Source organism: Phyllobacterium sp. OV277 (assembly GCF_900104355.1).
Lineage (GTDB): Bacteria > Pseudomonadota > Alphaproteobacteria > Rhizobiales > Rhizobiaceae > Phyllobacterium.
The window spans coordinates 1,031,747-1,053,157 of the sequence record NZ_FNIY01000001.1 but is presented as its reverse complement, the minus strand read 5'-3'; the positions used below and the strand labels follow the sequence as shown (position 1 = coordinate 1,053,157).

Below are 21,411 nucleotides of genomic sequence, written 5' to 3'. Positions count from 1 at the left end.
CCTTGAAGGACGTGGTGGTCTGCGGCAATGATCCATGAAAGCGCTGACGGGCAGCACAAGATCCGTGATAGAACGTATGGAAGAGAAGACCGGAGGAAAGCAAATGGATATGAACGCCACACCTGCTGATGCATTGGTGCCGGTTCTCAACCGGTTGCGCGCCTCCTGGCTGGCCCACCGGCCCGATTATGCCCAGCGCCATGATGATCTGAAGCGCCTGCGCGCTGCGTTGAAAGATCGGCTTGAGCCAATGGTCAAGGCAATCAGCGCTGATTTTGGCCATCGTTCCCGCCACGAAAGCATGCTCGGCGAGGGCATGACCGTCTTTGGTGAGATCGACCATATGCTTTCGCACCTGAAATCCTGGATGAAACCGCAGCGCCGTTCGGCTGGTTGGCGCATGTGGCCAGCCAAGGCAGAAGTGCGCTACGTGCCGCTCGGCGTCGTTGGTGTCATTGCCCCGTGGAACTATCCGGTCAATCTGGCGCTGACGCCGCTTGCTACGGCTATTGCTGCTGGAAACCATGTTTTTCTTAAACCTTCCGAACATACGCCGCGCACCAGTGAATTCCTGCGGGAATTGCTCGCCGATGTCTTTCCGGAGGATCGTGTTGCCGTGGCGCTTGGGGGTGCTGATGTTGGGGGTGCGTTTGCCGGTTTGCCGTTCGATCACCTGCTGTTCACCGGCTCCACGGCTGTTGGCCGCAAGGTCATGGCTTCGGCGGCACCAAACCTGACACCGGTGACGCTTGAGCTTGGGGGTAAGTCGCCGGTATTCATTGGCCAAGAAGCGCCTTTCGCCAAGGCTGTCACGCGCGTTGTCACCGGCAAACTCTACAATGCGGGCCAGACCTGCATTGCGCCTGACTATGCGCTGGTGCCTCTGGCGCGGCGCGATGAATTTGTTGAGGCGGTGCGCAGCGAGGTCAAATCGCGCTATGCCCAGCTAGATGCCAATCCTGACTATACCCACATCGTCAATGAAGGGCAGTATCGCCGCTTGCGCGGTCTGCTGGAGGATGCGCGCGGGCGTGGCCTTGATGTGATGACGCTGGTCGAGCCGAAGGACGCCGCGAAGGCAGAATCCGAGCGGCTATTGCCGCCGACGTTGGTGCTGGACCCTGATGATGACAGCAAGATCATGCAGGAGGAAATCTTTGGTCCGATCCTGCCGATCAAGACCTATAACACCGCCGATGAAGCCATTGCCTATATCAATGCACACGACCGGCCGCTGGCATTCTATTGCTTCAGCAATGACAAGGCGGAAACGGAAAAGATGCTATCGAGTATCGTGGCTGGTGGTGTCTGCGTGAACGAGACCCTTTTCCACAATGTCTGCAATGATCTGCCATTCGGCGGCGTCGGTGCCAGTGGCATGGGGCACTATCACGGCCATGAGGGTTTTCTGACCTTCAGCAAGATCATGCCTGTTTTGTATCAGGCCAAGATGCCACTGACCGACCGGGTCAAGCCGCCCTATAAGGGATTGGCAAACACGGTGGTAAAGCTCTTTGCCCGTTAAGAGAAGGGCAGAGTCTGCCAGCGATCGATGATCTTGCCGTCGGCATAGACGGCAATCGTGCTGAATTGCTGTAACACAAATTCACTTTGCGTTGGCCGCAGGAAGGCAAAATCATCCGGCTTGATCGTGGCACTTGCGGGCAGGCGCATGAACTGCTGGTTGGTTGAAAAACCCATGGTTTTGTCTGGTTTCATCCCGAAGGGATAGACCGCTTCAGCCATCCACTTGCCGCCATAGAGAAAGCAGCCGCGCTTGGGGAACAGGCCAAGCTTTTGCATGATCCACGTCTTGTCATCGAGACCCGGCACCAGCGGGTCGACAACCTTCAGAACCGGGGTGGCGATGAAAATGGCGGGTGCCAGTTTGGCAAGGCTCGGTACGTCGAAATCAGTCGGCAGGACGAAGGCGGAACCCATGGAAACATCGTTGGCTGCAATGGCGGAATCATAGAGCAGGGCGGTTGAACTGCCACCGAGATTGAGGATTGCGCGCTGATCCGGGCCAAGGCACGCGGCAAATTCCTGAAACAGCGCTTTTGTTTTGGCCAGCGCTTTTTTCGGACCGCCAAAGATGGCTGGGATATGATTGATGTGGGCCTCATAGGCCATGATGCCCTGACAATGCAGCCGGGGATATTGTTTGAGCAATTGCAATGCGCGGGTCAAAGCTTCGCCATTGCGATAACCGCCGCGATGCAGGCCTACATCCACTTCGAAGCAGAATCGCAGATCAATGCCGAGTTCATTGGTTAGCGCGCCATAGGCAGCCAGCCGGTCATCCGTGTCGATCAGCCATGCAATACGCTGCGGCGCGTTCTTTGCCTTGGCGAGAATCCCGCCCTTTTTGAGAGCAAGGCGCACGCCTGCAACCGGCATGGGTTTGCCGAGAATGGCGATGGCATCAGCAAATTCACTCAATACTGCCGCCGTCACAGGCAAATGGAACGTCATGAAATGGCGATCGGGAAATGTCTTGCCGATATGAGCCAGCAAGGGCAGGCACGGCAGTGATTTATCGACAAGCCGCAGCGTCAAATTGGGCGCAAGGCCATGTTTGATCGTGGCGATATTCTGGTTCAGACGGTCGAGATCAAGCACGAGGCAGGGCTGATGGATATCAGCCATATGGAGCGCCTTTGAGACCGCGGTGAAATAAGGAGCGCTCACAGATCAATTCCCAGAAGATCAGCCAGATAGGGCGAGACAAAGCGGTTGTCGGGGTCCATGTCGCGGCGCACGGCCATGGCATCGGCCCAGCGCGGATAGAGTGCGCTCAGATCCTTTGCCTTGAGATTATGCATCTTGCCCCAATGCGGACGGCCACCATGGGCGCGGAAAATGGCTTCTGCCGCCTTGAAATAGGGGTGTGGGTCCTCGCGGGCATCGTGGTGAATGGCGATTGAACAGCTGGCACGTTTGTAGAACGGGCTAAGCCAGACATTGTCAGGCGCGACAACACGTACCTCGATAGGGAAATAGACGTGTGGGAACCTCTCTTCCAATAGCAAGATGATCTGGCGCAAGACGGTCGCGCCTTCTTCGAATGGCAGGTGATATTCCATCTCGTTGAATTTCACATTGCGTTCGGAGGCATAGACGTTAAGCCATTCACCCACATAATCTTCCTTGGGCAGGCGGGCGATGGCTGTGCCGATCAGTTTGCGGCGCAGCCACGGAAAGCGCTGGAGATAGGTGCGCAGTTTTCGCAAGGTGCCCAGCGCGTCGTCATCTTCCGTTGGCGGACGCGTGCCTGCTGGAGCCTCGGTGATGTCACTTGCGAGAAACAGCGCCTGTCCCGAAAATGGAATGTAGTAAAACTCGGATGAGCGATGGGCGGACATGCGCTTTTCAAACTGGTCGAGTACGCCATCAACCGGCTCGGTCCAGCGGCGGCGGCGCAGGCGATAATTCGCCATGTTCTGGATCGTCACTTCCGTGACCGCACCGAATGCGCCGAGCGAGGCACCCATGGCATCCATCACATCGGAATGTACAGCGCGATCAAATTCGCGGATATTGCCGCGACCGTCGACGAGTTGCATGGCGGTAAGCTGGGTATGATAGGCGCCAAGGGTGACGCCGGAACCATGTGTTGCGGTGCCCAGCCCGCCGCCAAACGCCTGCTTGTCGATATCGCCCATATTGGGCAGTGCCTGACCAACTTCGTGCAGCAGTTTTGTCAGCGCGCCGATCTTGGTTCCGGCACCAATGCGGGCCTGTAATTTATCGTTGTCGTGCGAAATGAGGCCACTGAAATAGTCGAGCGAGAGAATGGTGCCTTGGCTCTTCACCAAAGGCGTAAAGGAATGACCTGTCCCAGCAATGCGGATGGGCCCCGGGGCGGTTTTGATCGTGGTGCTCAATTGCTCGAGATGTTTGGGATGTGACATCAATTGCGGCTGTGCGGTGACGGAACCCGACCAGTTTTGCCAGTCATTGCCAATTGCGATGTTCATGGACAATAAGCCTCTTCAATCAAACGGTGATGGCGCGGCGGCGCGAAAACATGAGGAACACGCCGAACAGGGCCAGACTGCACAGCAGCGCGCTCATGCCGAACCATGGAACGATACCCACATTGTCATTGGTGATGAAAATGGATGCAGCGAGTGGCCCGAGCGCAGCGCCGAGAATCTGAGCCGCTGGAATGAGCAGCGCCGTGCTGCGTGATGAGTCAGCCGCGACGGCGAGGCCAATCTGATAGGGTGTAATGAACATCCAGAGGAACGCAATCACCAGCGCCGCTGCCCAGAACATCGATACGGATGGATGGTCGGCAAGGACAGCCGAAGCAGCAATGGCGGCGAGGATGCACAGGATAATTGACAGGCGGTAGTCGAGGTGGCGGTCGATCCATGTGGCGCAGACCGCGCCGAGCACCTGAAATGCAAGGCTGGCAGACACCAGTAGTCCGACCGTTTGTGCATCAATGGCGTAAAGTGCGCCCAAAGGCTCAAGGAATGCCCAGAGTGAGCCGATGAACAGGAAGAAGGTGAAGATTACCAGCAGCGCCAGTATGGCACGGACCGAGAAAACGCCGTCCATATTGCTTGGCTGTTTTGGCAGTTCGCCATACTCGCCAGGAACGAGTGCTGATATTGCGAGCGAGGCAAGACAGACAATGGCGAGCACATGAAATCCGCCGCTGGAGCCCATAGCTGGCACCACCCATAGGGCCAGAATGGCGGCAAGAATGCATTGGGCGAGTGTCTGCAGGGAGATGAAAAAGCCGCCGAGACGCTCCGCATGGCGCGAACGTGCAATCAGCTCGATGGAAATGGCAACGGTACCACCTTCAACAAGACCGGCGAGGGAGCGGACGAGCAGCAATTCATTGGGCGTTGTGGCATAGGAGACGGTGAAATCAAGCACTGCCAGTGCTGCGAGCAACACGGCAGATTTTACCCGGAGATGCCGGGTTGAAATCAGCATGCCCGCAATGACGGAGCCCAGCGCTATGGTAATAAATTCGGCTGTAGCAATGAGAGCCAGCTCGTCAAAATTGACGCGCTTCTCCGAATAGAGCGCCCCGAGGAGAATGGGTTGCAGTCCCAAAATCTGCAATCCGGCAGATCCAATCCACAGGGCCGCCCATTGCTGGACGCGCGTGGGGTTTCCGACAAGCCAGTCGGGAGAATGGGACGACGAAGACTGGACAGGTGCCATGCTATGGCTTCCCTTCACGCTGAGATTCATGATCGTGACAGCTGGTTTCAGGTTTGCCAGCCCAGCTTGGGGTGAGGCTATACAGATAGCCTACCACTTAATCGCATAGCCAAGATTTCCGGATACGGCCCAACCGGCATCAAGTGCCGAATTGTTGAAGCCATATTTGGTTTCCTCGACTGCGGCCATGTAGGTCACGCCAATGCCACCACGCAGTTCGCCGCCTCGCTTGTCTTTCCACGCGCCGCCGACCGCAAGTGTCCACGTCTCGCCTGTCACGTCCCAGCCGGTGGCAACAGCCTGATCCCAGCTCAGGCTGACACTGCCTGCAAGATCCTTGGTGAATTCGTGCGCGATACCGCCTGTAATCGTCCATCCATCGCGCCAGTTATATTGGTCGATGGTCTCGGAAATATCGGAGCGCACGATGAGTGTCTTGGTCACACTCCAGTCCATCCATTGGACCGATGCAAAGGCCAACCAGCCGGGCGCAATACCGCTTTGCAGATCAAGCTCAACATTCTGGGGCAAGTTGCCATAGCCCTTGGCGGCAAAATCCACCTTGGGCAGGGGAACACCTACCAATTCACCGGGAACGGACAATGTGCCATCGGCACCGTAGGATGTTGCCGAGCGGTATTTCAGCTGGGCGCGGAAGGCAATGTCAGGAATGTCATAGGCAACGCCAAGGCGATAGCCGGTGTCCTGTCCTGTGAGATTGAGATTGATGCCACCGAAATCCTCGCGCTCATAGTCGAGCTGTTCGAGGAACATGCCGCCGAGAAGATAGAAATTGCCCTTGCCTACGGAGAATTTGACGGCGCAGGTCGCGCCAAATTCATCGATGTGGAATTTTTCCGTCAGCTTGCCGTCATAGGTCGGCGCATCATATTTCTTGCTGCCGCCATAGGGCTGCGTGTAGGTGCCGGCACAGCTGACACTGTCGGTCAGTTTGAACTTGGTTGCAAAGGACGGGATGACATAGGTGTCATAAGGATCGGTACCGACCAGATCCGGGTTGCCGTTCTTGGAATATTTCTGACTGGGGCGCACGAACGTTACGCTGGATCGCATGTTGAAATTGCCGTCCTCATAGAGGATTTCGGTATCGGCAGTTCCGCGGGAAAACCCGCCCGCATGGGCAGACGTTGCGGCCCCAGCGACCACTATGGTCAAAAACAATGTCTTGAGATTCATCTGATGCATACGCTCCCCTCATAGATGCGTGTATGATCCTGAAGACGCTGCCCGATGCCGTTATGCCTTGCCTGTCCGCACGGGTGCGAACGCGGTCTCCGGTTTGGGTCGCGGGATCATCAACCTCTGGTGCAGGACACGCCCTCACGGTCTGCCAAACGGGTTGTTCTGATCACGCTTCAGCGCCATCAACAATCATGGTGAGCCTAGAGTGCCGGAATGTGCGCCGGCTTCAAAGGTTCACGACGGTCAGGGGGAGGTTAATTCCGGCCAAAACTGTTGATGACCGCAATAAAGTGGTTTGAGATCAGCTCTAGCGTCGTGCTGCTGGCCGCATCCGGACAAGAACGCGGTCTTTCAAGACATAGTGATGCATGAGCGCCGCGACGGCGTGCAGTCCCGCCAGAACGATGATCGTCCAAGCAACCAGATTGTGCATTTCGCCGAAGGTGGACCGCATTGCCGGATCGACGGTGAAAAAATGCGGTATTGAAAACAGGCCAAAAAATGTGAGCGGCTCACCCTGCGCCCAGCGGAACAGAAATCCCAGAACAACCTGTAGGCAGAGCAGGATATAGAGCACCATGTGGACGAGTTTGGCAGCGATTTCCTGAAGCCCCGATGTAGCCGGAGGAAGATCGCCCCTATTGGCTATTCTCCAGACGATGCGCAGGACGATAGTGACTGCCAGCAATATGCCAAAGGAAATATGGATCGATTGCAGGTCCTTTCGCAGCCAGGTCCCACGTTCCAGCTGGTTCCAGATTTGCGCGCTGGCAAAGAGCCCGACGACGAGAAGGGCAGTTAGCCAGTGGAATGCGATCGTCGCATGATCGTAGTGCATGCGCGGTCGTGATGTGATGCTGGTATCAGGATTTGCCATCAGGTGAAAACTCCATTGCCTCTGAAGTCGCATGAACAACTGAGGTCCAGATATTATTCAGGTGAATAGCGAAAATATGACGATGGTCGCCATCAATGGCACGATAGCCTGTTGTTGTGTTTCCGGCGGGGAGATGACTTGATGGCACAAAGCCTTGGGAGGGGCGTTATCATGAGGGTTGTCGATTACATCGTCGTGGGCGCTGGACCGGCTGGCTGTGCGGTCGCATCGCGTCTTGCCCGAGCGCCCGGCAACGGCAATGTGGCCCTATTCGAGACAGGGCCAAGGCGCGCACCGCTCCTTTCCAACATACCGCTCGGCATCGCTGGGCTGGTTCCGCTCAAGTCTCGGTTCAACTATGGCTATGAGACCACACCGCAAGCAGCACTGAACGGACGGCGCGGATATCAGCCGCGCGGACGTGGGGTGGGCGGCAGCAGTCTTATCAATGCAATGATCTATATTCGCGGGCAGCCGGAAGATTACGATGCCTGGGCGGAGCTCGGCTGCACGGGCTGGGGCTGGCAGGATGTTTTGCCTTACTTCAAACGCTCCGAGGATAATGTGCGCGGCGAAGATGCTTGGCACGGGGCAGGCGGGCCGCTTCGTGTCAGCGAATTGTCCAATGACAGTCCGGCAACAGCTGCATTTGTTGAAGCTGCGGTGCAGGCGGGCTATCCGCGCAACGATGATTTCAATGGCGAAAATCAGGAAGGCGTCGGCCTCTATCAGGTGTTCCAGAAAGACGGCGCGCGTTACAATGCGGGACGGGCCTACCTTGAGGCACCTGCCATGAATAATCTGCAGGTGCTGGCGGGTCAGCGAGTTCGCCGCATCGTGTTTGACGGGCGCCGTGCCGTTGGTGTTGCCTATGGTTTGCCGGATCGCGAAGAAATTTTGTATGCCGATCGCGAAATCATCATTTCCGGCGGAGCATTCGGGTCACCGCAATTGCTGATGGTGTCGGGCATTGGTCCTGCCGATCATCTGCGCCAGCTGGGTATTGATGTCGTCTTCGACGCGCCTGATGTGGGTGCCAGTCTTCAGGATCATCTCGATTATATCCACAATATGTGGTCGAAGGCGCCGGGTCTGTTTGGTATGACACTTCCGGTTCTGGTTCGGGGTGCCGGGGCCTTCGCGACTTATCTTACCAAGGGAAAAGGGATGCTCACTTCCAATGCGGCTGAGGCTGGCGGCTTTATCCGCAGCAGCCCGGATGTGAAGCGGCCAGATTTGCAACTGCATTTCTGCATCGGGTTTGTTGATGATCATAATCGCAAGCTGCATCTCGGTACGGGCTTGGCCCTGCACGTCTGTGTCCTGCGGCCGAAAAGCCGGGGCAGCGTGCGCCTTGCCAGCCCGAATATTGCGCAGGCACCGCTGATTGATCCGAATTTTCTGTCGCATCCCGATGATTTGCAAACGCTGGTGCGCGGTGCCCGGTTGACGCAAAAGATACTGTCGGCCCCGGCGCTTGCCGCGTTGAATACGCGTCCGCTCTATGGCACTGGCGCGGAAGATGAGGAGGGTCTGGTTGCGCTGATCCGTCAGCACTCGGACACGATCTACCATCCGGTGGGGACTTGCCGCATGGGCGCAGACAGACTTTCCGTTGTCGACCCGGAGCTCAGGGTGCGCGGTGTTGATGCTTTGCGTGTAGCGGACGCATCGATCATGCCAAACCTGATCAGCGGTAATACACAGGCTCCATCTGCGATGATCGGCGAAAAGGCCGCCGATCTTATTCTTCGTAAATAGTGAGCGGGAAGAACCAGCCTTCCCGCACCGTTTTCTTCAGGCTGCTGCCGCTCTCAGGCGTTTGCCGGGGCCGAAGATGATGAAACTGATCACGGCCAGAACCCAGACGCCGATGCCGCCATACAGCATGATATTGCCGAAGCCGTGAATCAGCGCCGTATGGACGATCGTTCCGGAGGCGTCGAGCGTGGCGAGTTCCGGGAAACTCTGCTGAAGACCTGCAAAGTTTCCGGCAGCGATTTTCTCGGCAAGCAGCCGCAAGCGGGACGGATCGAACGATCCGTCAAATACACCCCTGAGATAGGACAGGGTACCTTCCAGCAGAATGAAACCCATCAGGGCGATGTTGATCGCCAGAGTGATCAACCGGGCGCTCATATCGATGCCGGAGGCCATTCCGGCGCGTGCGCTGGAAACCGAACCTGTCGTGGTGTTGGTGACAGGCGTGTTGGTCAAACCGAGACCCATTCCGGCGAGCAGGCAACCGGGAAGCATGGTCAGCCAGCTCGCATGTTCGACGCCGCTACCAAACCACATCAGCATGAAGCCGAGGCCAATCGCAAACAGACCTGCCGGAATGATGATACCGGGGCGATAACGCAGTGACAGACGCTCCGCCAATGGCGGGATGACCAAGGTGGGAAGCGTATAAGCCAGCAATGCCAGACCTGCCGCAACGATGTCATAGCCAAGACCGCTCTGAAAATAGATGGGCAGATAGATCATCAACGGCCAGAAACTGAAATTCATACCGATGGAACCGAGAATTGCCCCGGAGAAGTTGCGAATTTTGAATACCGAGAAGTCGAACATCGGATGCGGGCTGAGTTTTTCCGCAAACAGGAACACGATGAAGCTAGCGACCGACGCCCCGACGATGGCAAGGGCTGCCGGGCTGGTAAAGCCGAGATCGGGGCCCTGCGTAATGAAATAGGTCAGCCCGAAAACTGCCAGCGACAGGGTGGCGATCCCCAGAATGTCCAGTTTCTTGGCTTCCGGATCGCTGGATTCCTCGACGCTGCTCAAAACCAGAACCAGTGTCACGACAGTGAGCGGTACATGAACGAGGAATACCCATTCCCAGCTCGTCAGGGCAACAATGATGCCGCCGATGATTGGTCCAAATCCGAGGCCGATGCCGAAGACAATGCCCCATATGCCGAAGGCCTTGCTGCGTTCGTGGCCTGCCTGAAACTGGTGGGAGAGAATGGCGATCTGACAGATCAGCATTGCACCACCAGCGACGCCTTGCAGAAACCGGCTGACGATCAGAATGGGCGCGTCCTGAGCCAGACCGCAAATGAAGGATGTGATGGCAAACAGGACAAGGCTGATCACGTAGATACGCTTGCGCCCGTAGCGGTCCGCCAGCGTTCCGACGGCCATCAGAACCGTGGTGCAGGCAATGGTATAGGCGTTCATGATCCATTGCATGTCTTTCAGCGTGCCATGCATAACCTTTTCCAGTGTCGGCAGAATCACCGGTACGCTGGAAATTTCGAGGCCGAACATCAGGGACGACAGACATATGGCGGCCAGCGCCACCATGTTCTTGCGGGAGGGGGAGAGACTCATCAATGGTTCTTTCCAAGTTGGGCTTGGCAACAGCCTCTACCCACGCCGGAACACGCAGTGCCGGAGAGCTTTGGGCCAAGTCAGATCGAAGAATGCGCCTGCACGATAGGTGGTTGTACAGGCGTCCGCCGTGGCGGATAATGAGACTCAGTTTAAGGTAGTCCCGTTCATGATAGAAATGATTTAATTTACTAGAACAAATTAGCAGAAATCATTAATCTGACAGGATGGACTTCGAACCTACACTCCTGCGCGCGTTTGTTGCCGTCAAAGAAGCCGGGAGCTTTACCCGTGCTGCGCGGCGGCTCAATCTGACACAATCTGCTGTCAGCCATCAAATCCGGCGGCTGGAAGAGCAGGTGGGACGTCCTTTGCTTTACCGGACGACGCGCAGCGTGACGCTGACTGAGGATGGTTCGGACTTTTTCCGTTGCGCCGAGCAGATTCTGTTATCGCTCGATGCGTTGAACCGCCGTTTTCAGGCGTCACCGGTTGCGGGCGTTGTGCGTTTTGGCGTTCCTGAAAATTTCATCGGCGACCGGCTGCCGACGCTTCTGTGTCAGTTTGCCCGTGCTTATCCTGCTGTTCAGCTGGATGTGAATGTCAGCATGAGTATGGATCTCGGTATGATGGTCAAGGCTTGTGATCTTGATCTTGCGGTGGTGCTGACATTGCCAGAGGCCGCGAATGGCAAAGTCTTGAAAGAAACCCGGTTCGTTTGGGTGGCTGCGGATACTTTCGAAGTCAAACCCGGTTCGCCTCTGCCGTTGGCGTTTATTCCGGCACCATGTCTCAACCGCAAGGTCGGGGTCGAAGCCCTCGATCGCACATCCATTGACTGGCACGTGGTTTTCACATCGGCGAGCATGAAGGGGATGAGTGCGGCGGTTCTCTCCGGGCTCGCCATGACCGTCATGACGGTTGATGATGTAGAGCCCGGAATGAAAATCTTAGATGGTCAATATGGTTTGCCGCCATTGCCCAAAGCGGTTTTCACTCTCATCTGGAGTGACGAAGAACAGACCCCGGCCACCCGTGAATTCGGGCGACTGGTTCTGGATATGCCTGATCAGGCCGCAGCGGTAAGGAAGATACTGAAAGTTGCCTCCTGATTGCTATTCAGGAACAGCGACCACGGCCACACAATCCCCCGCATTGACCAGACCCGGAAAATGACGGGCGGCAAGAATGCCTGAAAGCTTGGCTTTGATCTCCGCCGGTGCTGTACCAGTTCGGCCAACGGGATAGATTCGGGCGATGATCTGCCCCGCTTCGACGGGATCGCCCAGATCGACCATGGTTTCGATCATGCCGGCATCCTCAGCAAACGAGAAGCATTCACCGGAAGGCATGTCGATCCAGCGCGTTTCGTGCTGTTCGACCTTGCCGTGTAGAATGCCCGTGTGGCGGAGAAAGTTAGACACGCCCCGCTTGGCAATACGGATCGTTTCGGCGCTGGCACTACCACCGCCGCCAAGTTCCGTTGTCACGAACGTCTTGCCCAGTTCCTCGACCGTCGTGTCGTACATGCCGACCGCATCGATCTCAAGCATACGCATGGACCATGGAGCCGAGAAAGCTTTGACGGCATCGAACCCGCGCGCTTCCTGAGCCTTGTCAGCGAGTATGTGGGCGGCGGCGAAGGGTAGAAAATCAAGCGTCTTGCCGCCCGAATGAAAATCCAGAACCACATCGGCACGGGGCAGCAGTTCCCGTGTGAAATAATCAGCAATCTTCTGCGTGACCGTTCCGTCGGGCCGTCCCGGAAAGCTGCGGTTCATATTGCCCTTGTCGATGGGTGATGTGCGCGTCCCGGCGCGAAAGGCCGGATAGTTCATGGCCGGGACGATGATCACAGTGCCATTAACGTCTTTGGAGTCGAGTGTGCGGGCGAGATCAAATAGCGCGACCGGACCCTCATACTCGTCGCCATGGTTCCCGCCCGTCAAAAGGGCGGTTGGACCATCGCCGTTGCGGATGACCGCAATGGGGATCATGACCGAACCCCATGCGGAATCATCCCTGCTATGGGGCAGGCGCAGGAAACCATGCTGCACACCGTCCTTGTCGAAATCCACAGTCGGCGTGATGGGCGATGGCGGGAGAAGATTGGCTGATGTCATGGATGTCAATTCTTCACAAAGAGCTGCCGGGGCACATTGGCAAGGCATTCAACGCCTGTGTCGGTGATCAGGATGCTTTCGGTGATCTCAAGGCCCATGGTTTCGAGCCAGAGGCCGGTCATGAAATGGAAAGTCATCCCCGGTTCCAGCACTGTTTTGTCACCGGGGCGCAGGCTCATGGTGCGTTCGCCCCAATCCGGCGGATAGGAAATGCCGATGGGGTAGCCGGTACGGTTGTCCTTGACGATGCCATACTTTTTCAGGACGCCGAAAAACGCATTGGCAATGTCTTCACAGCTATTGCCGGGTTTGGCGGCGGCAAGCCCCGCTTCCATTCCTTCAAGCGTTGCCTTCTCCGCATCCAGAAATTCCTGAGTTGGTTTGCCGAGAAAAACCGTGCGGGACAGGGGAACGTGGTAACGGTTAAAGCAGCCGGCGATCTCGAAGAATGTGCCTTCACCGCTTTTCATGGGTTGATCATCCCATGTCAGATGTGGCGCAGATGCATCCGCGCCGGAGGGAAGCAGCGGAACGATGGCGGGATAATCACCGCCAAACTCGTTGGTGCCGCGAATGCCGGCGTCATAAATCTCCGCAACGAGATCACATTTGCGCATCCCGACTTCGACCTTGTCGACAATGCGCTGATGCATGAGTTCGACGATGCGTGCGGCCTTGCGCATATAATCTAGCTCGGTCTTGCTCTTGACGGCGCGCTGCCAGTTGACGAGCGCTGTGCCATCGACAAACCGGGCATTGGGCAGATGCTTTTGCAGGGACGCAAAGGCGGCTGCCGAGAACCAGTAATTGTCCATTTCGACGCCGATTGTTTTTTTACGCCAGCCGCGTTCTTCCAGCAGCTTCGACAGAAAATCCATCGGATGACGCTCGGTGGACTGAACATAATGATCGGGATAGCCGACAATATTGTCGTGATGGAGATAGGCGGTGCGCTTGGCGCCGTTGGCATCCTGACCGCGACCATACCAGATGGGTTCGCCTTCAGGTGGCACAATCACTGCCTGATGCACGTAGAACGACCAGCCATCATAGCCTGTGAGCCACGCCATATTGGATGGATCACTGCAGATGAGAACATCTATGCCCTTCTTTTCCATCGCCTTGCGGGTTTTTGCCAGCCTTTGCGCGAATTCCTCGCGGCTGAACTTCAGATTGGGCTCGGTCATATCTGTTTCCTCACTTTCGAATATCAACTTTCAAACGCTGTTCCGGCGCCTGCATCTTTGGCGCGGTCGCGGGCAAGCGTGGCAATGGCGGTGTCCTGAACGCCTGTTCCGGTCAGATCGGCAATCGTGATCGCATTGCCTGACTGGCGACCGGGACTGGCACCTGCGATGATGGCACCGAGTTCCGGAAAGGCCTGATCTTCCGGGATCAGCCCAGCCGCTATGGCGTGGTGCAATTCGCCCAGCCGCCGTGTCTGTTTAAGGCTGTCGGCAACGTAGAAATCGGCGAAGCGGATAATGGCCGGATCAAGCTCGTTCTTGTGTTCGGCATCAGACCCCATCGCAGTCACATGCTGACCGGGTTCCAGCCATTCGGCTCGCAGCAATGGCTCCTCGGATGGGGTTGTCGTCACGATAATATGGCTTCCCGCCACCGCCTTTGCGGGATCGCTTTCAACCTGTATTTCAATGCCAAGCTCTGCCCGCATACGCCCGGCGGTGGCATCAGCCCTTTGCTGATCGCGCGCCCATAAACGCGCCTCGCGAATGGGGCGCACCAGTGTCAACGCTTTCAGCTGCAACTGTGCCTGAACACCCGCACCGAAAATCGTCGCCACGCTTGCGTCCTTACGGGCGAGATATTTCGCCGCCACGGCACCGGCCGCCGCGGTGCGGACGTCGGTGAGATATCCGTTATCGAGGAGCAGAGCTTCCACCAGCCCTGTTTTGCTGGAGAACAGCACCATCATGCCATTGACGCTGGGAAGGCCGATCTGCGGATTGTTGAAGAAACCGGGGCTGATCTTGATCGCGAAGGCATCAATACCGGGGACATAGGCGGTTTTGACATCGACTTCGCCGCGATGTTCGGGGATGTCCAGCCGCAGGATCGGCGGCATGGCGACAGCCTTGGTCGCGAGCGCCTCGAAAGCGGCTTCGACACATGCGACCGCATCAAGGTCGAGAGAGATGATGCGGCGCAGATCAGCTTCAGTCAGAATGGTCATGCGGGGCATGGCACGCTCCCCGTTGCATAATGTTCGGCAACGATCCGGCGATGCTGGTCCATGTCGATATTGCGGCCGGAAAGCAGTGCGACCACCGGTCCCTGCAACCTGATCTTGCCCGCGAGCAGGGCGCCGATACCGACGGCGGCAGCGCCTTCGATGATCTCCCGCTCGTGCGTGTAGGCGTGGACGATGCCCGCAGCGATTTCATCTTCAGTAAGCAGGACAACGTCATCGACCAGATCACGCACCATGTGAAACGTCACATGATTGTCGAGACCGATGCCGCCGCCGAGCGAGTCTGCCAGACTGGCATATTCGGCAACCTTTATCGGATGTCCCGCCTTCAGACTGGCATGCATGGCCGCGCCATTCTGCATTGAAATGCCGAGGACCCTTGTCTTTGGCTTTAAGGCTTTAACTGCAGCTGCAATTCCGGAAATAAGCCCCCCGCCGGAAAGCGGGACGAGAACGGTTTCCACGTCTGGCACGTCTTCGATGATTTCGAGCCCGAGCGTCCCCTGACCGGCGATAATGGCAGGGCTATCAAAGGGCGGAATCATGATCAGACCATCCTGCGCGACGATCTTCTCTACCTCTTGCTGGGCGTCGTCCTGCGATTGGCCGCCAATGCGGATTTCCGCGCCGAGCTTGCGGATTTCATCCAGCTTGTTGCCGGGCACGAGATTGGACATACAGATGATTGAGCGAACACCCTGCAGCCCGGCGGCATAGGCGAGGGCGCGGCCATGATTGCCTGTTGATGCGGTGACAACGCCGCGCTGCCTTTCATCTGGCGACAATCTGCTCAAGGCGTTGAGTGCGCCGCGCAGCTTGAACGCTCCTGTGATCTGCCGGTGTTCGAGTTTGAGATGAACAGGCATACCTGTTTTCTCAGTCAGGCTTGGCGAGGAAACCATCGGAGTGCGCAAAATATGCGGCGCAATCACTGCGCGTGCGGCCTCGATTTCGGTCAGGGTGACAAATGTTCCGGCCATATTGTTCTACCAGGCGGCCATGGGCCGGGTCATCAATTGACCCAATTCCGGTCGCGGCTGATCCTCGCCACACAGACGCAACGTTGCCCATGCCGTGGCAAGATTGCTGGTGATAACGGGTTTGCCAATGGCTGCCTCGATCTGCGGTGCAGCGATTGCGGCACGCAATGCGGTACAGGATATGAACAGGGCATCGCAGTCCGGGGCCATTGCTTCGCTCGCAGCAGCCACCAGCGATGCAGGGGTGATCCGGGCCATCTCCCGGTCGTCTTCAAGGCCGAAGCAGGTGAAACGAGCGATATCAAAACCTTTGGCCGCGAAATAGGCGAGCATCGGCGTGCTTGTTTCGACGGTGTAGGGCGTGAGGACGCTGATGCGCCGGGCACCAAAGGCATGCAGGCCGCGAACTGCCGCAAGTGGTGGCGTAATGACAGGCACACCGGGCTTGGCAGCTTTGATTGCCGCCTCGATTTCATCATCGCCAATAACCACCGAGGCGGATGTGCAGGAATAGCAGATCGCGTCGAGATCTTCGTCGGGCAGGATCAGCCCGGCACCGATGGTTAGCTCCGGCTGCATCAGGCGCAGATTTTCCGGCGTTGTCGGGTTGGCGTAGGGAATGCGGGCTGTGTAGAGACCGATGCTGTCGCTCGCGACCATCCGCTGGAAATCCGGCTCGGTCGTATGGTCGGTGGCGAGGATCACGAGACCAACGCGCTTGGCAATAGGGCGGTCATCAAAGCCAAGCGGTGTCATGGTTTGGGTGACCTTGATCGGAATACCCATTTTACCTCTCCTCAATCTTGCCATAGCGGCGTTCGAGCCAGCGCAGGGCAATGACGGACACAAGACTGATCACCAGGAAGAAAGCGCCCACCAGAGTAATCGGTTCAATGTAGCGGTAGTTGTAATTGGCGATGCTGCGCGCCTGATTCATCAGCTCAAGCACGGTGATGGCCGACAGCAGCGGCGTTTCCTTGAACATGGCGATGAAGTAGTTGGCGAGCGCCGGGATCATTGGTGGCAATGCCTGGGGAAGAATGATCCGTGTCCAGGTCTGAAATACAGAAAGATTACAGGCGCGGGCGGCTTCCCACTGGCCGCGCGCGACATTGTCGATGCCGCCACGATAGACCTCTGCCGTGTATGTGCCGTAGTGCAGGCCAAGGCCGATCACACCGGCCACAAGCGGCGAAAGAGTGATGCCCGCATCGGGCAGGACATAGAAGATGAAATAAAGCTGCACCAGCAATGGTGTGCCGCGAATGAAGTCGGCGAGAAAACCCACCGGCTTCGACACGAGGGTGTTTTTTGAGCGCCGCAGGATCGCGAGGCCAAGGCCAAGGATCGCAGCAAGAACGGAACCCAGAAGGGTTGCCAGAATGGTGATCTTCACGCCCTCGATGAGGGTCGGTAGGATTTCAACAACAAAGGCCCAATCCCATTCCATCTTACGACCTCACACCATCAAGGCCGCGTGTCAGATAGCGTTCCAACCCACGAATTGAGTACGAAATGACCGACGACATGAGGAAATAGAGAACGAGTATGGTCAGGAACGGCATAAGCGTGCTGCCCGTCTGGGCGCGCACGACCTGCGCCTGAAAGGTCATATCCGAAAGGGAAATCAGCGAGACGACGGCGGAGGCTTTCAACAGCTCTATCGCGTTGTTGCCGAAGGTTGGCAGCATCAGCACGAAAGCCTGCGGCAGGATGATATGGCGCAGGCTCTGCCATCGGTTGAAGTTCAGTGCAATGCAGGCCTCATACTGTTCCTTGCCGATGGATCTGATTGCCCCGCGCACGACTTCGGCGCCATAGGCCCCGACATTGAGACCCAGCGCCAGAACGCCAGCCTGTAGCGGCGTCAGCGAAAAGCCGAACAGCGGCAGGACGAAATAAGCCCAGAAGAGCTGGACGAAGATGGATGTGCCGCGAAAGAATTCGATATAGGCCGTGGCCAGCGCGCGAACGGCCCAAAATCGCGATATCCTGCCAAGGCCAGCAACAAAAGCCATGATCAGCGCAAGCACGGACCCCAGCAGGGTCAGCTTGATTGTCACAAGCGCCCCTTCCAGAATCAGCTGTAAATATCCGGCCCACTGGCCCATCGGTCATGCTCTCGTTCTTGGCGACAATGATTGGTCACTCCTGTTTCAGGACAGGAGTGACTGTGACTGGGCTTTTGTCAGCCAGCGCAAAGCTTGTCGCGCGTGGTCGACATGGCTGCCTTGGCTGAGAAGCCATAAGGCTCGACAATCTTGGTAAATTCGCCTGAAGCCTTCATTTCGGCGAGCACCTTGTCGAATTCGTCGCGCAGGGCGGTCTGATCCTTGCGGAAGGCGGCGCCGTCACAATAGACAGGCGCATTCACCACGGGCGCGAAAACTTCGACGCTTGGGTCGTTGGCCTTCTTGACCAGATCATTGATCGAGAGAACCGGCAGGGAATAAACATCAATACGCCCGTCCTGCAGCATTTTGATACCGCTCTGGCCATCGGGAACGACGATGACGCGGTCACGCGGCACGCCGGCTTCCAGTGCCAGTCGCTCTTCCGTGCCGCCACCGGGAGCGCCGATGGTTGCTTTTGCGTCGACCGCAATATCCTTGTAGCTCTTGAAGCCCTTGGGATTGCCCTTCTTCACCAGAAACGCTTCGGCATCGCACAGGATCGGCTCGGAATAGGCAACGGCGCGGCAGCGCTCCGGCTTCATGAAAAGTCCAGCTGTCACCACATCATGCCGCCCGGCCTGCAGACCCGGAATCATCGCGCCATATTCTGAAATCGACGCGACGACATCGGCAACACCAAGCTTCTTGAATACGGCGCGCGCAACATCAGGTCCTGCACCGGAAACAGTGCCGTCTGGTTTAACAGCGGTGAATGGCGGTTCATTGGCGATGGCGATGCGGGCAAAGCCCTGCGCTTTCAGTTTGTCGAGCGCTTCGTCTGCCTTGACGGGCGTGGAAAGCGCCAGTGCGGTGAGTGCCATCGCTCCAATCGATGCAGTGATTGTTTTCAAATTCAACATGTTCCCAACTCCTCAGTTTTCTTGTGTTTTAAGGTGTGCAGGTGCTGCGATCAGACCCTGTGACCGGCAGCGATGATCTTTTTCAGGAATGTCTGTGTGCGTTCCTGTTTGGGATTACGGAAGATTTCTTCGGGCTTGCCGTCCTCAACGATCTTGCCTCGATCAAAGAACAGGACCCGGTCAGCAAACTCATGGGCAAAACCCATCTCGTGCGTGACGAGCAACATGGTCATGTCAGTCTCTTCGGACAGGCGCCAAAGGACGTTCAGCACCTCTTCCACCAATTCCGGATCGAGCGCGGATGTTACCTCGTCAAAAAGCATGATCTTGGGTTGCAACGCCAAGGCACGGGCAATGGCGACGCGCTGTTTCTGCCCGCCCGAAAGCTGGGATGGCATCGACTTGGCCTTGTCGGCGAGGCCCACCATTTCAAGCAATTGCATGGCCTGTTCTTCGGCCTGCTTGCGCGGCGTGTTTTTTGTGAGCATCGGCGCAAGCGTCACGTTGTCGAGAACGCATTTATGTGGAAACAGGTTGAACAGCTGGAACACCATGCCGATCTGCGCACGCATTTTGTGCAGATGGTTCTCGTCGGCTGGTCGAAGGCCGCCATTTCCCGGCATTTGATAGAGATGTTCGCCAGAAATCCGGATGTCGCCGCTATCAATGCCTTCCAGCGTCATGAGAATGCGCAGGATTGTGGTCTTGCCGGAGCCAGACGGACCAATGAGTGCGAGCTTCTCGCCCGGCGCCACATTGAATGACAACTGATCAAGAACTTTGAACGCGCCGAAGCTCTTGCTGATGCCGTCGATCTCGATGATCGGCGGCTGGCCCGCTGCTTTTGTTCTGGTCTCTTTGATTGGCGGCATGCGTCTCTCCCTCTGGTTGAGACCGGCTATGCCCTAAACGATGAGAGACTTATCAAATCATGTCAATTGTAAAAATTAAATCATGACAATATAAGTTTTATTGCCATGAAATTGCGTGTTGTGGCTAAATCGCGAGCAGCAGGTGCTCGGGGTCGCCCTGCAGCAGACTTCCCACCACGGTCAGGCCGCGCAGCAATTCCGCTTCAGTGGTCGAGCCGAGCGATATGCGCACGGCGGGCTTCCAGTCTTCCTGCGAAATGCGGAACGACGCGCCGGGAGCAATGGCGACATTTTGCAATCGTGCCTGGGCAACAAAGGTTTCTTCCGTTCGCCCGTCGGTCAATGGCAACCAGATATGCAGGCTTTGCGGGTGGGAGCGAAAGAATGTGCCCGCAAGCACCTGCGAGGCAATCTCGTGTCTGCGCCGCAGCGCCTCCCGCTGCCACTGCACCAATTCCATAGCCGTGCCGTCTTCGACCCAGCGGGTGGCGATCTCCGCAACCATGGGCGTTGCCATCCAGTTGGAGACAAGATGCCGGTTGGCAACGGCAGCGACATAACGGTCGGGCGCGGCGAGATAGCCAATCCGCAAGCCCGGTACGACTGTTTTGGTGAAGCTGGTGAAATAGAGGGTTCGCTCCGGTGCCAGTGCTGCAATGGGTGGCGGGCGGTCCTCGACGAGGGGTCCAAGAATGTCGCTTTCAACGATGGCGATATCGCGCTTGCGGGCGACTTCGACAATCTGTGCGCGGCGGATGGAGCCCATCACCGTTGCGCACGGATTGATGGCAGCGGGTTGCACAAACAGCGCGCGAATACTGGATTCTTTACACGCGGCATCAAGTGCTTCGGGGATAATCCCCTGATCATCAATGGCAATGCCTTTGAGGGTCAGACCCAGATAGGAGGCGAGCGGAACAAGGGTGTGATGCCCGGTGGCCTCGGTTGCAATGGTCGAACCAACTGGCGCAACGCTCATGATGGCAACGGTCATCGCAGCCGTCGCGCCATTGGTGATGCTGATATTCGAGGCGGGAACATCAAGGCCGCACTCACGCAGCCATTTGACAGCCGTAGCGCGGTGGCGCGGAAAGACGACGTTCGGGCGGAAGGACAGGGCAGAACTTGCGGGCAATGTCTCGGAAAGCCAGCCGAGCGCTTTCTTCAGCCGCTCATGATGCATTTTCTCGCAGACTGGCTTAAGGATCGACAGATCGATCACTTCGCCGAGGCGCTCCGGCAAATAGGGCTGGTCGATCTCGCGCCGCTGCGCCTTGACGAAACTGCCGCGCCCGGTTTCACCTGACAGCAAGCCTCGGCGGATGAGTTCCTCATAGGCCCGGCTGACAGTCTGTACTGACAGGTTCAGGTCTTCGGCCATCTTCCGGTGCGTCGGCAGACGTGCGCCCGCTTCCAGCGTGCCGTCACCCACAGCGCGCGCAATCTGGTCCGCCAGAGAAAGATAGGCAGGGCGGGTTAGTGAACGGATATCGGGTCGCCATAATGTCATGATTTGAGATTGATTGAAATCAGGTCAATTGACAATGAGAAAAACACAAGGCCATGATCTATCCACTCTTTGAA

General features: G+C 57.1%; 19 protein-coding genes. 3 read left to right on the top strand and 16 right to left on the bottom strand.

From position 1 onward, the window contains the following. Positions 1–34: 34 nt before the first annotated feature. Positions 35–1,525 (top strand): coniferyl aldehyde dehydrogenase, encoded by a 1,491-nt coding sequence (locus tag BLU05_RS05165; protein WP_348271752.1) that lies wholly within the window; start codon positions 35–37, stop codon positions 1,523–1,525. Here BLU05_RS05165 and BLU05_RS05160 read toward each other — a convergent pair. The 5 genes from BLU05_RS05160 to BLU05_RS05140 all read right to left on the bottom strand — a co-directional run bounded on the left by BLU05_RS05160 (position 1,522) and on the right by BLU05_RS05140 (position 7,270). Next, positions 1,522–2,649, bottom strand: a complete 1,128-nt coding sequence (locus BLU05_RS05160) for an alanine racemase (protein ID WP_091878101.1) — start codon at positions 2,647–2,649, stop codon at positions 1,522–1,524. The two genes, BLU05_RS05165 and BLU05_RS05160, sit on opposite strands and share 4 nt — an antisense overlap. A gap of 38 nt (positions 2,650–2,687) precedes the next feature. Beyond that, positions 2,688–3,980, bottom strand: coding sequence for a D-arabinono-1,4-lactone oxidase (locus tag BLU05_RS05155; RefSeq protein ID WP_091878100.1), 1,293 nt, complete (start codon positions 3,978–3,980; stop codon positions 2,688–2,690). 19 nt (positions 3,981–3,999) lie between these two features. Then, positions 4,000–5,190, bottom strand: coding sequence for an MFS transporter (locus BLU05_RS05150; protein WP_091878099.1), 1,191 nt, complete (start codon positions 5,188–5,190; stop codon positions 4,000–4,002). Between the two features lie 90 nt (positions 5,191–5,280). After that, positions 5,281–6,396: an OmpP1/FadL family transporter gene (locus BLU05_RS05145; RefSeq protein ID WP_244518154.1), complete on the bottom strand. Its 1,116-nt coding sequence runs from the start codon at positions 6,394–6,396 to the stop codon at positions 5,281–5,283. Between the two features lie 304 nt (positions 6,397–6,700). Next, positions 6,701–7,270 (bottom strand): cytochrome b, encoded by a 570-nt coding sequence (locus BLU05_RS05140; protein WP_091878098.1) that lies wholly within the window; start codon positions 7,268–7,270, stop codon positions 6,701–6,703. 141 nt (positions 7,271–7,411) lie between these two features. Here BLU05_RS05140 and BLU05_RS05135 point away from each other — a divergent pair, with 141 nt between their 5' ends. Beyond that, positions 7,412–9,031 carry a GMC family oxidoreductase gene (locus BLU05_RS05135; RefSeq protein WP_091878097.1) on the top strand — a complete coding sequence of 540 codons (1,620 nt, stop codon included), beginning with the start codon at positions 7,412–7,414 and terminating at the stop codon, positions 9,029–9,031. Between the two features lie 36 nt (positions 9,032–9,067). Here BLU05_RS05135 and BLU05_RS05130 read toward each other — a convergent pair whose 3' ends face one another. Then, a complete protein-coding gene (locus tag BLU05_RS05130; protein WP_091878096.1) occupies positions 9,068–10,606 on the bottom strand; it encodes an MFS transporter in 1,539 nt (512 codons plus the stop codon). Between the two features lie 227 nt (positions 10,607–10,833). On the opposite strand from BLU05_RS05130, the gene BLU05_RS05125 reads away from it, so the two are divergent. Beyond that, complete coding sequence (locus tag BLU05_RS05125) at positions 10,834–11,718, top strand: LysR family transcriptional regulator (RefSeq protein WP_091878095.1); 885 nt, start codon at positions 10,834–10,836, stop codon at positions 11,716–11,718. Positions 11,719–11,721: 3 nt separating this feature from the next. On the opposite strand, the gene doeB is transcribed toward BLU05_RS05125, so the two are convergent. The 10 genes from doeB to BLU05_RS05075 form a co-directional block, all read right to left on the bottom strand. Next, positions 11,722–12,729, bottom strand: coding sequence for a N(2)-acetyl-L-2,4-diaminobutanoate deacetylase DoeB (gene doeB, locus BLU05_RS05120; RefSeq protein WP_091878094.1), 1,008 nt, complete (start codon positions 12,727–12,729; stop codon positions 11,722–11,724). Between the two features lie 5 nt (positions 12,730–12,734). Continuing rightward, a complete protein-coding gene (gene doeA, locus BLU05_RS05115) occupies positions 12,735–13,916 on the bottom strand; it encodes an ectoine hydrolase DoeA (protein ID WP_091878533.1) in 1,182 nt (393 codons plus the stop codon). 23 nt (positions 13,917–13,939) lie between these two features. Beyond that, positions 13,940–14,932 carry an ectoine utilization protein EutC gene (eutC, locus tag BLU05_RS05110; RefSeq protein WP_091878093.1) on the bottom strand — a complete coding sequence of 331 codons (993 nt, stop codon included), beginning with the start codon at positions 14,930–14,932 and terminating at the stop codon, positions 13,940–13,942. Further along, complete coding sequence (gene eutB, locus BLU05_RS05105) at positions 14,920–15,921, bottom strand: hydroxyectoine utilization dehydratase EutB (protein WP_091878092.1); 1,002 nt, start codon at positions 15,919–15,921, stop codon at positions 14,920–14,922. The genes eutC and eutB overlap by 13 nt, the downstream gene beginning before the upstream one ends. A 6-nt stretch (positions 15,922–15,927) precedes the next feature. Then, the gene (eutA, locus tag BLU05_RS05100) at positions 15,928–16,707 is read right to left on the bottom strand and encodes an ectoine utilization protein EutA (RefSeq protein WP_091878091.1); all 780 of its coding nucleotides are present in this window, start codon (positions 16,705–16,707) and stop codon (positions 15,928–15,930) included. A 1-nt stretch (position 16,708) separates the two neighbouring features. Beyond that, the gene (ehuD, locus tag BLU05_RS05095) at positions 16,709–17,371 is read right to left on the bottom strand and encodes an ectoine/hydroxyectoine ABC transporter permease subunit EhuD (RefSeq protein ID WP_091878090.1); all 663 of its coding nucleotides are present in this window, start codon (positions 17,369–17,371) and stop codon (positions 16,709–16,711) included. Position 17,372: 1 nt separating this feature from the next. Then, positions 17,373–18,032, bottom strand: coding sequence for an ectoine/hydroxyectoine ABC transporter permease subunit EhuC (gene ehuC, locus BLU05_RS05090; RefSeq protein WP_091878089.1), 660 nt, complete (start codon positions 18,030–18,032; stop codon positions 17,373–17,375). 77 nt (positions 18,033–18,109) lie between these two features. Continuing rightward, entirely contained in the window at positions 18,110–18,955 is an 846-nt protein-coding gene (ehuB, locus tag BLU05_RS05085) for an ectoine/hydroxyectoine ABC transporter substrate-binding protein EhuB (RefSeq protein WP_091878088.1), read from the bottom strand. 50 nt (positions 18,956–19,005) lie between these two features. Beyond that, on the bottom strand, positions 19,006–19,827 hold the full coding sequence (gene ehuA / locus BLU05_RS05080; RefSeq protein ID WP_091878087.1) for an ectoine/hydroxyectoine ABC transporter ATP-binding protein EhuA: 822 nt from the start codon (positions 19,825–19,827) through the stop codon (positions 19,006–19,008). A gap of 124 nt (positions 19,828–19,951) precedes the next feature. Continuing rightward, positions 19,952–21,337 carry a MocR-like ectoine utilization transcription factor EhuR gene (locus BLU05_RS05075; RefSeq protein ID WP_091878086.1) on the bottom strand — a complete coding sequence of 462 codons (1,386 nt, stop codon included), beginning with the start codon at positions 21,335–21,337 and terminating at the stop codon, positions 19,952–19,954. Positions 21,338–21,411 lie beyond the last annotated feature (74 nt).

Bases quoted from the DNA above. Each gene is read 5' to 3' on its own strand.
- BLU05_RS05140 (WP_091878098.1), bottom strand. From the start codon at position 7,270: ATGGCAAATCCTGATACCAGCATCACATCACGACCGCGCATGCACTAC.
- BLU05_RS05125 (WP_091878095.1), top strand. From the start codon at position 10,834: ATGGACTTCGAACCTACACTCCTGCGCGCGTTTGTTGCCGTCAAAGAA.
- BLU05_RS05145 (WP_244518154.1), bottom strand. From the start codon at position 6,396: ATGCATCAGATGAATCTCAAGACATTGTTTTTGACCATAGTGGTCGCT.
- doeB (WP_091878094.1), bottom strand. From the start codon at position 12,729: ATGACATCAGCCAATCTTCTCCCGCCATCGCCCATCACGCCGACTGTG.
- doeA (WP_091878533.1), bottom strand. From the start codon at position 13,916: ATGACCGAGCCCAATCTGAAGTTCAGCCGCGAGGAATTCGCGCAAAGG.
- ehuD (WP_091878090.1), bottom strand. From the start codon at position 17,371: ATGGAATGGGATTGGGCCTTTGTTGTTGAAATCCTACCGACCCTCATC.
- eutB (WP_091878092.1), bottom strand. From the start codon at position 15,921: ATGGCCGGAACATTTGTCACCCTGACCGAAATCGAGGCCGCACGCGCA.
- eutA (WP_091878091.1), bottom strand. From the start codon at position 16,707: ATGGGTATTCCGATCAAGGTCACCCAAACCATGACACCGCTTGGCTTT.
- ehuA (WP_091878087.1), bottom strand. From the start codon at position 19,827: ATGCCGCCAATCAAAGAGACCAGAACAAAAGCAGCGGGCCAGCCGCCG.
- BLU05_RS05160 (WP_091878101.1), bottom strand. From the start codon at position 2,649: ATGGCTGATATCCATCAGCCCTGCCTCGTGCTTGATCTCGACCGTCTG.
- ehuC (WP_091878089.1), bottom strand. From the start codon at position 18,032: ATGGGCCAGTGGGCCGGATATTTACAGCTGATTCTGGAAGGGGCGCTT.
- BLU05_RS05135 (WP_091878097.1), top strand. From the start codon at position 7,412: ATGGCACAAAGCCTTGGGAGGGGCGTTATCATGAGGGTTGTCGATTAC.
- BLU05_RS05130 (WP_091878096.1), bottom strand. From the start codon at position 10,606: ATGAGTCTCTCCCCCTCCCGCAAGAACATGGTGGCGCTGGCCGCCATA.
- eutC (WP_091878093.1), bottom strand. From the start codon at position 14,932: ATGCCCCGCATGACCATTCTGACTGAAGCTGATCTGCGCCGCATCATC.
- BLU05_RS05165 (WP_348271752.1), top strand. From the start codon at position 35: ATGAAAGCGCTGACGGGCAGCACAAGATCCGTGATAGAACGTATGGAA.
- BLU05_RS05075 (WP_091878086.1), bottom strand. From the start codon at position 21,337: ATGACATTATGGCGACCCGATATCCGTTCACTAACCCGCCCTGCCTAT.
- BLU05_RS05150 (WP_091878099.1), bottom strand. From the start codon at position 5,190: ATGGCACCTGTCCAGTCTTCGTCGTCCCATTCTCCCGACTGGCTTGTC.
- BLU05_RS05155 (WP_091878100.1), bottom strand. From the start codon at position 3,980: ATGAACATCGCAATTGGCAATGACTGGCAAAACTGGTCGGGTTCCGTC.
- ehuB (WP_091878088.1), bottom strand. From the start codon at position 18,955: ATGTTGAATTTGAAAACAATCACTGCATCGATTGGAGCGATGGCACTC.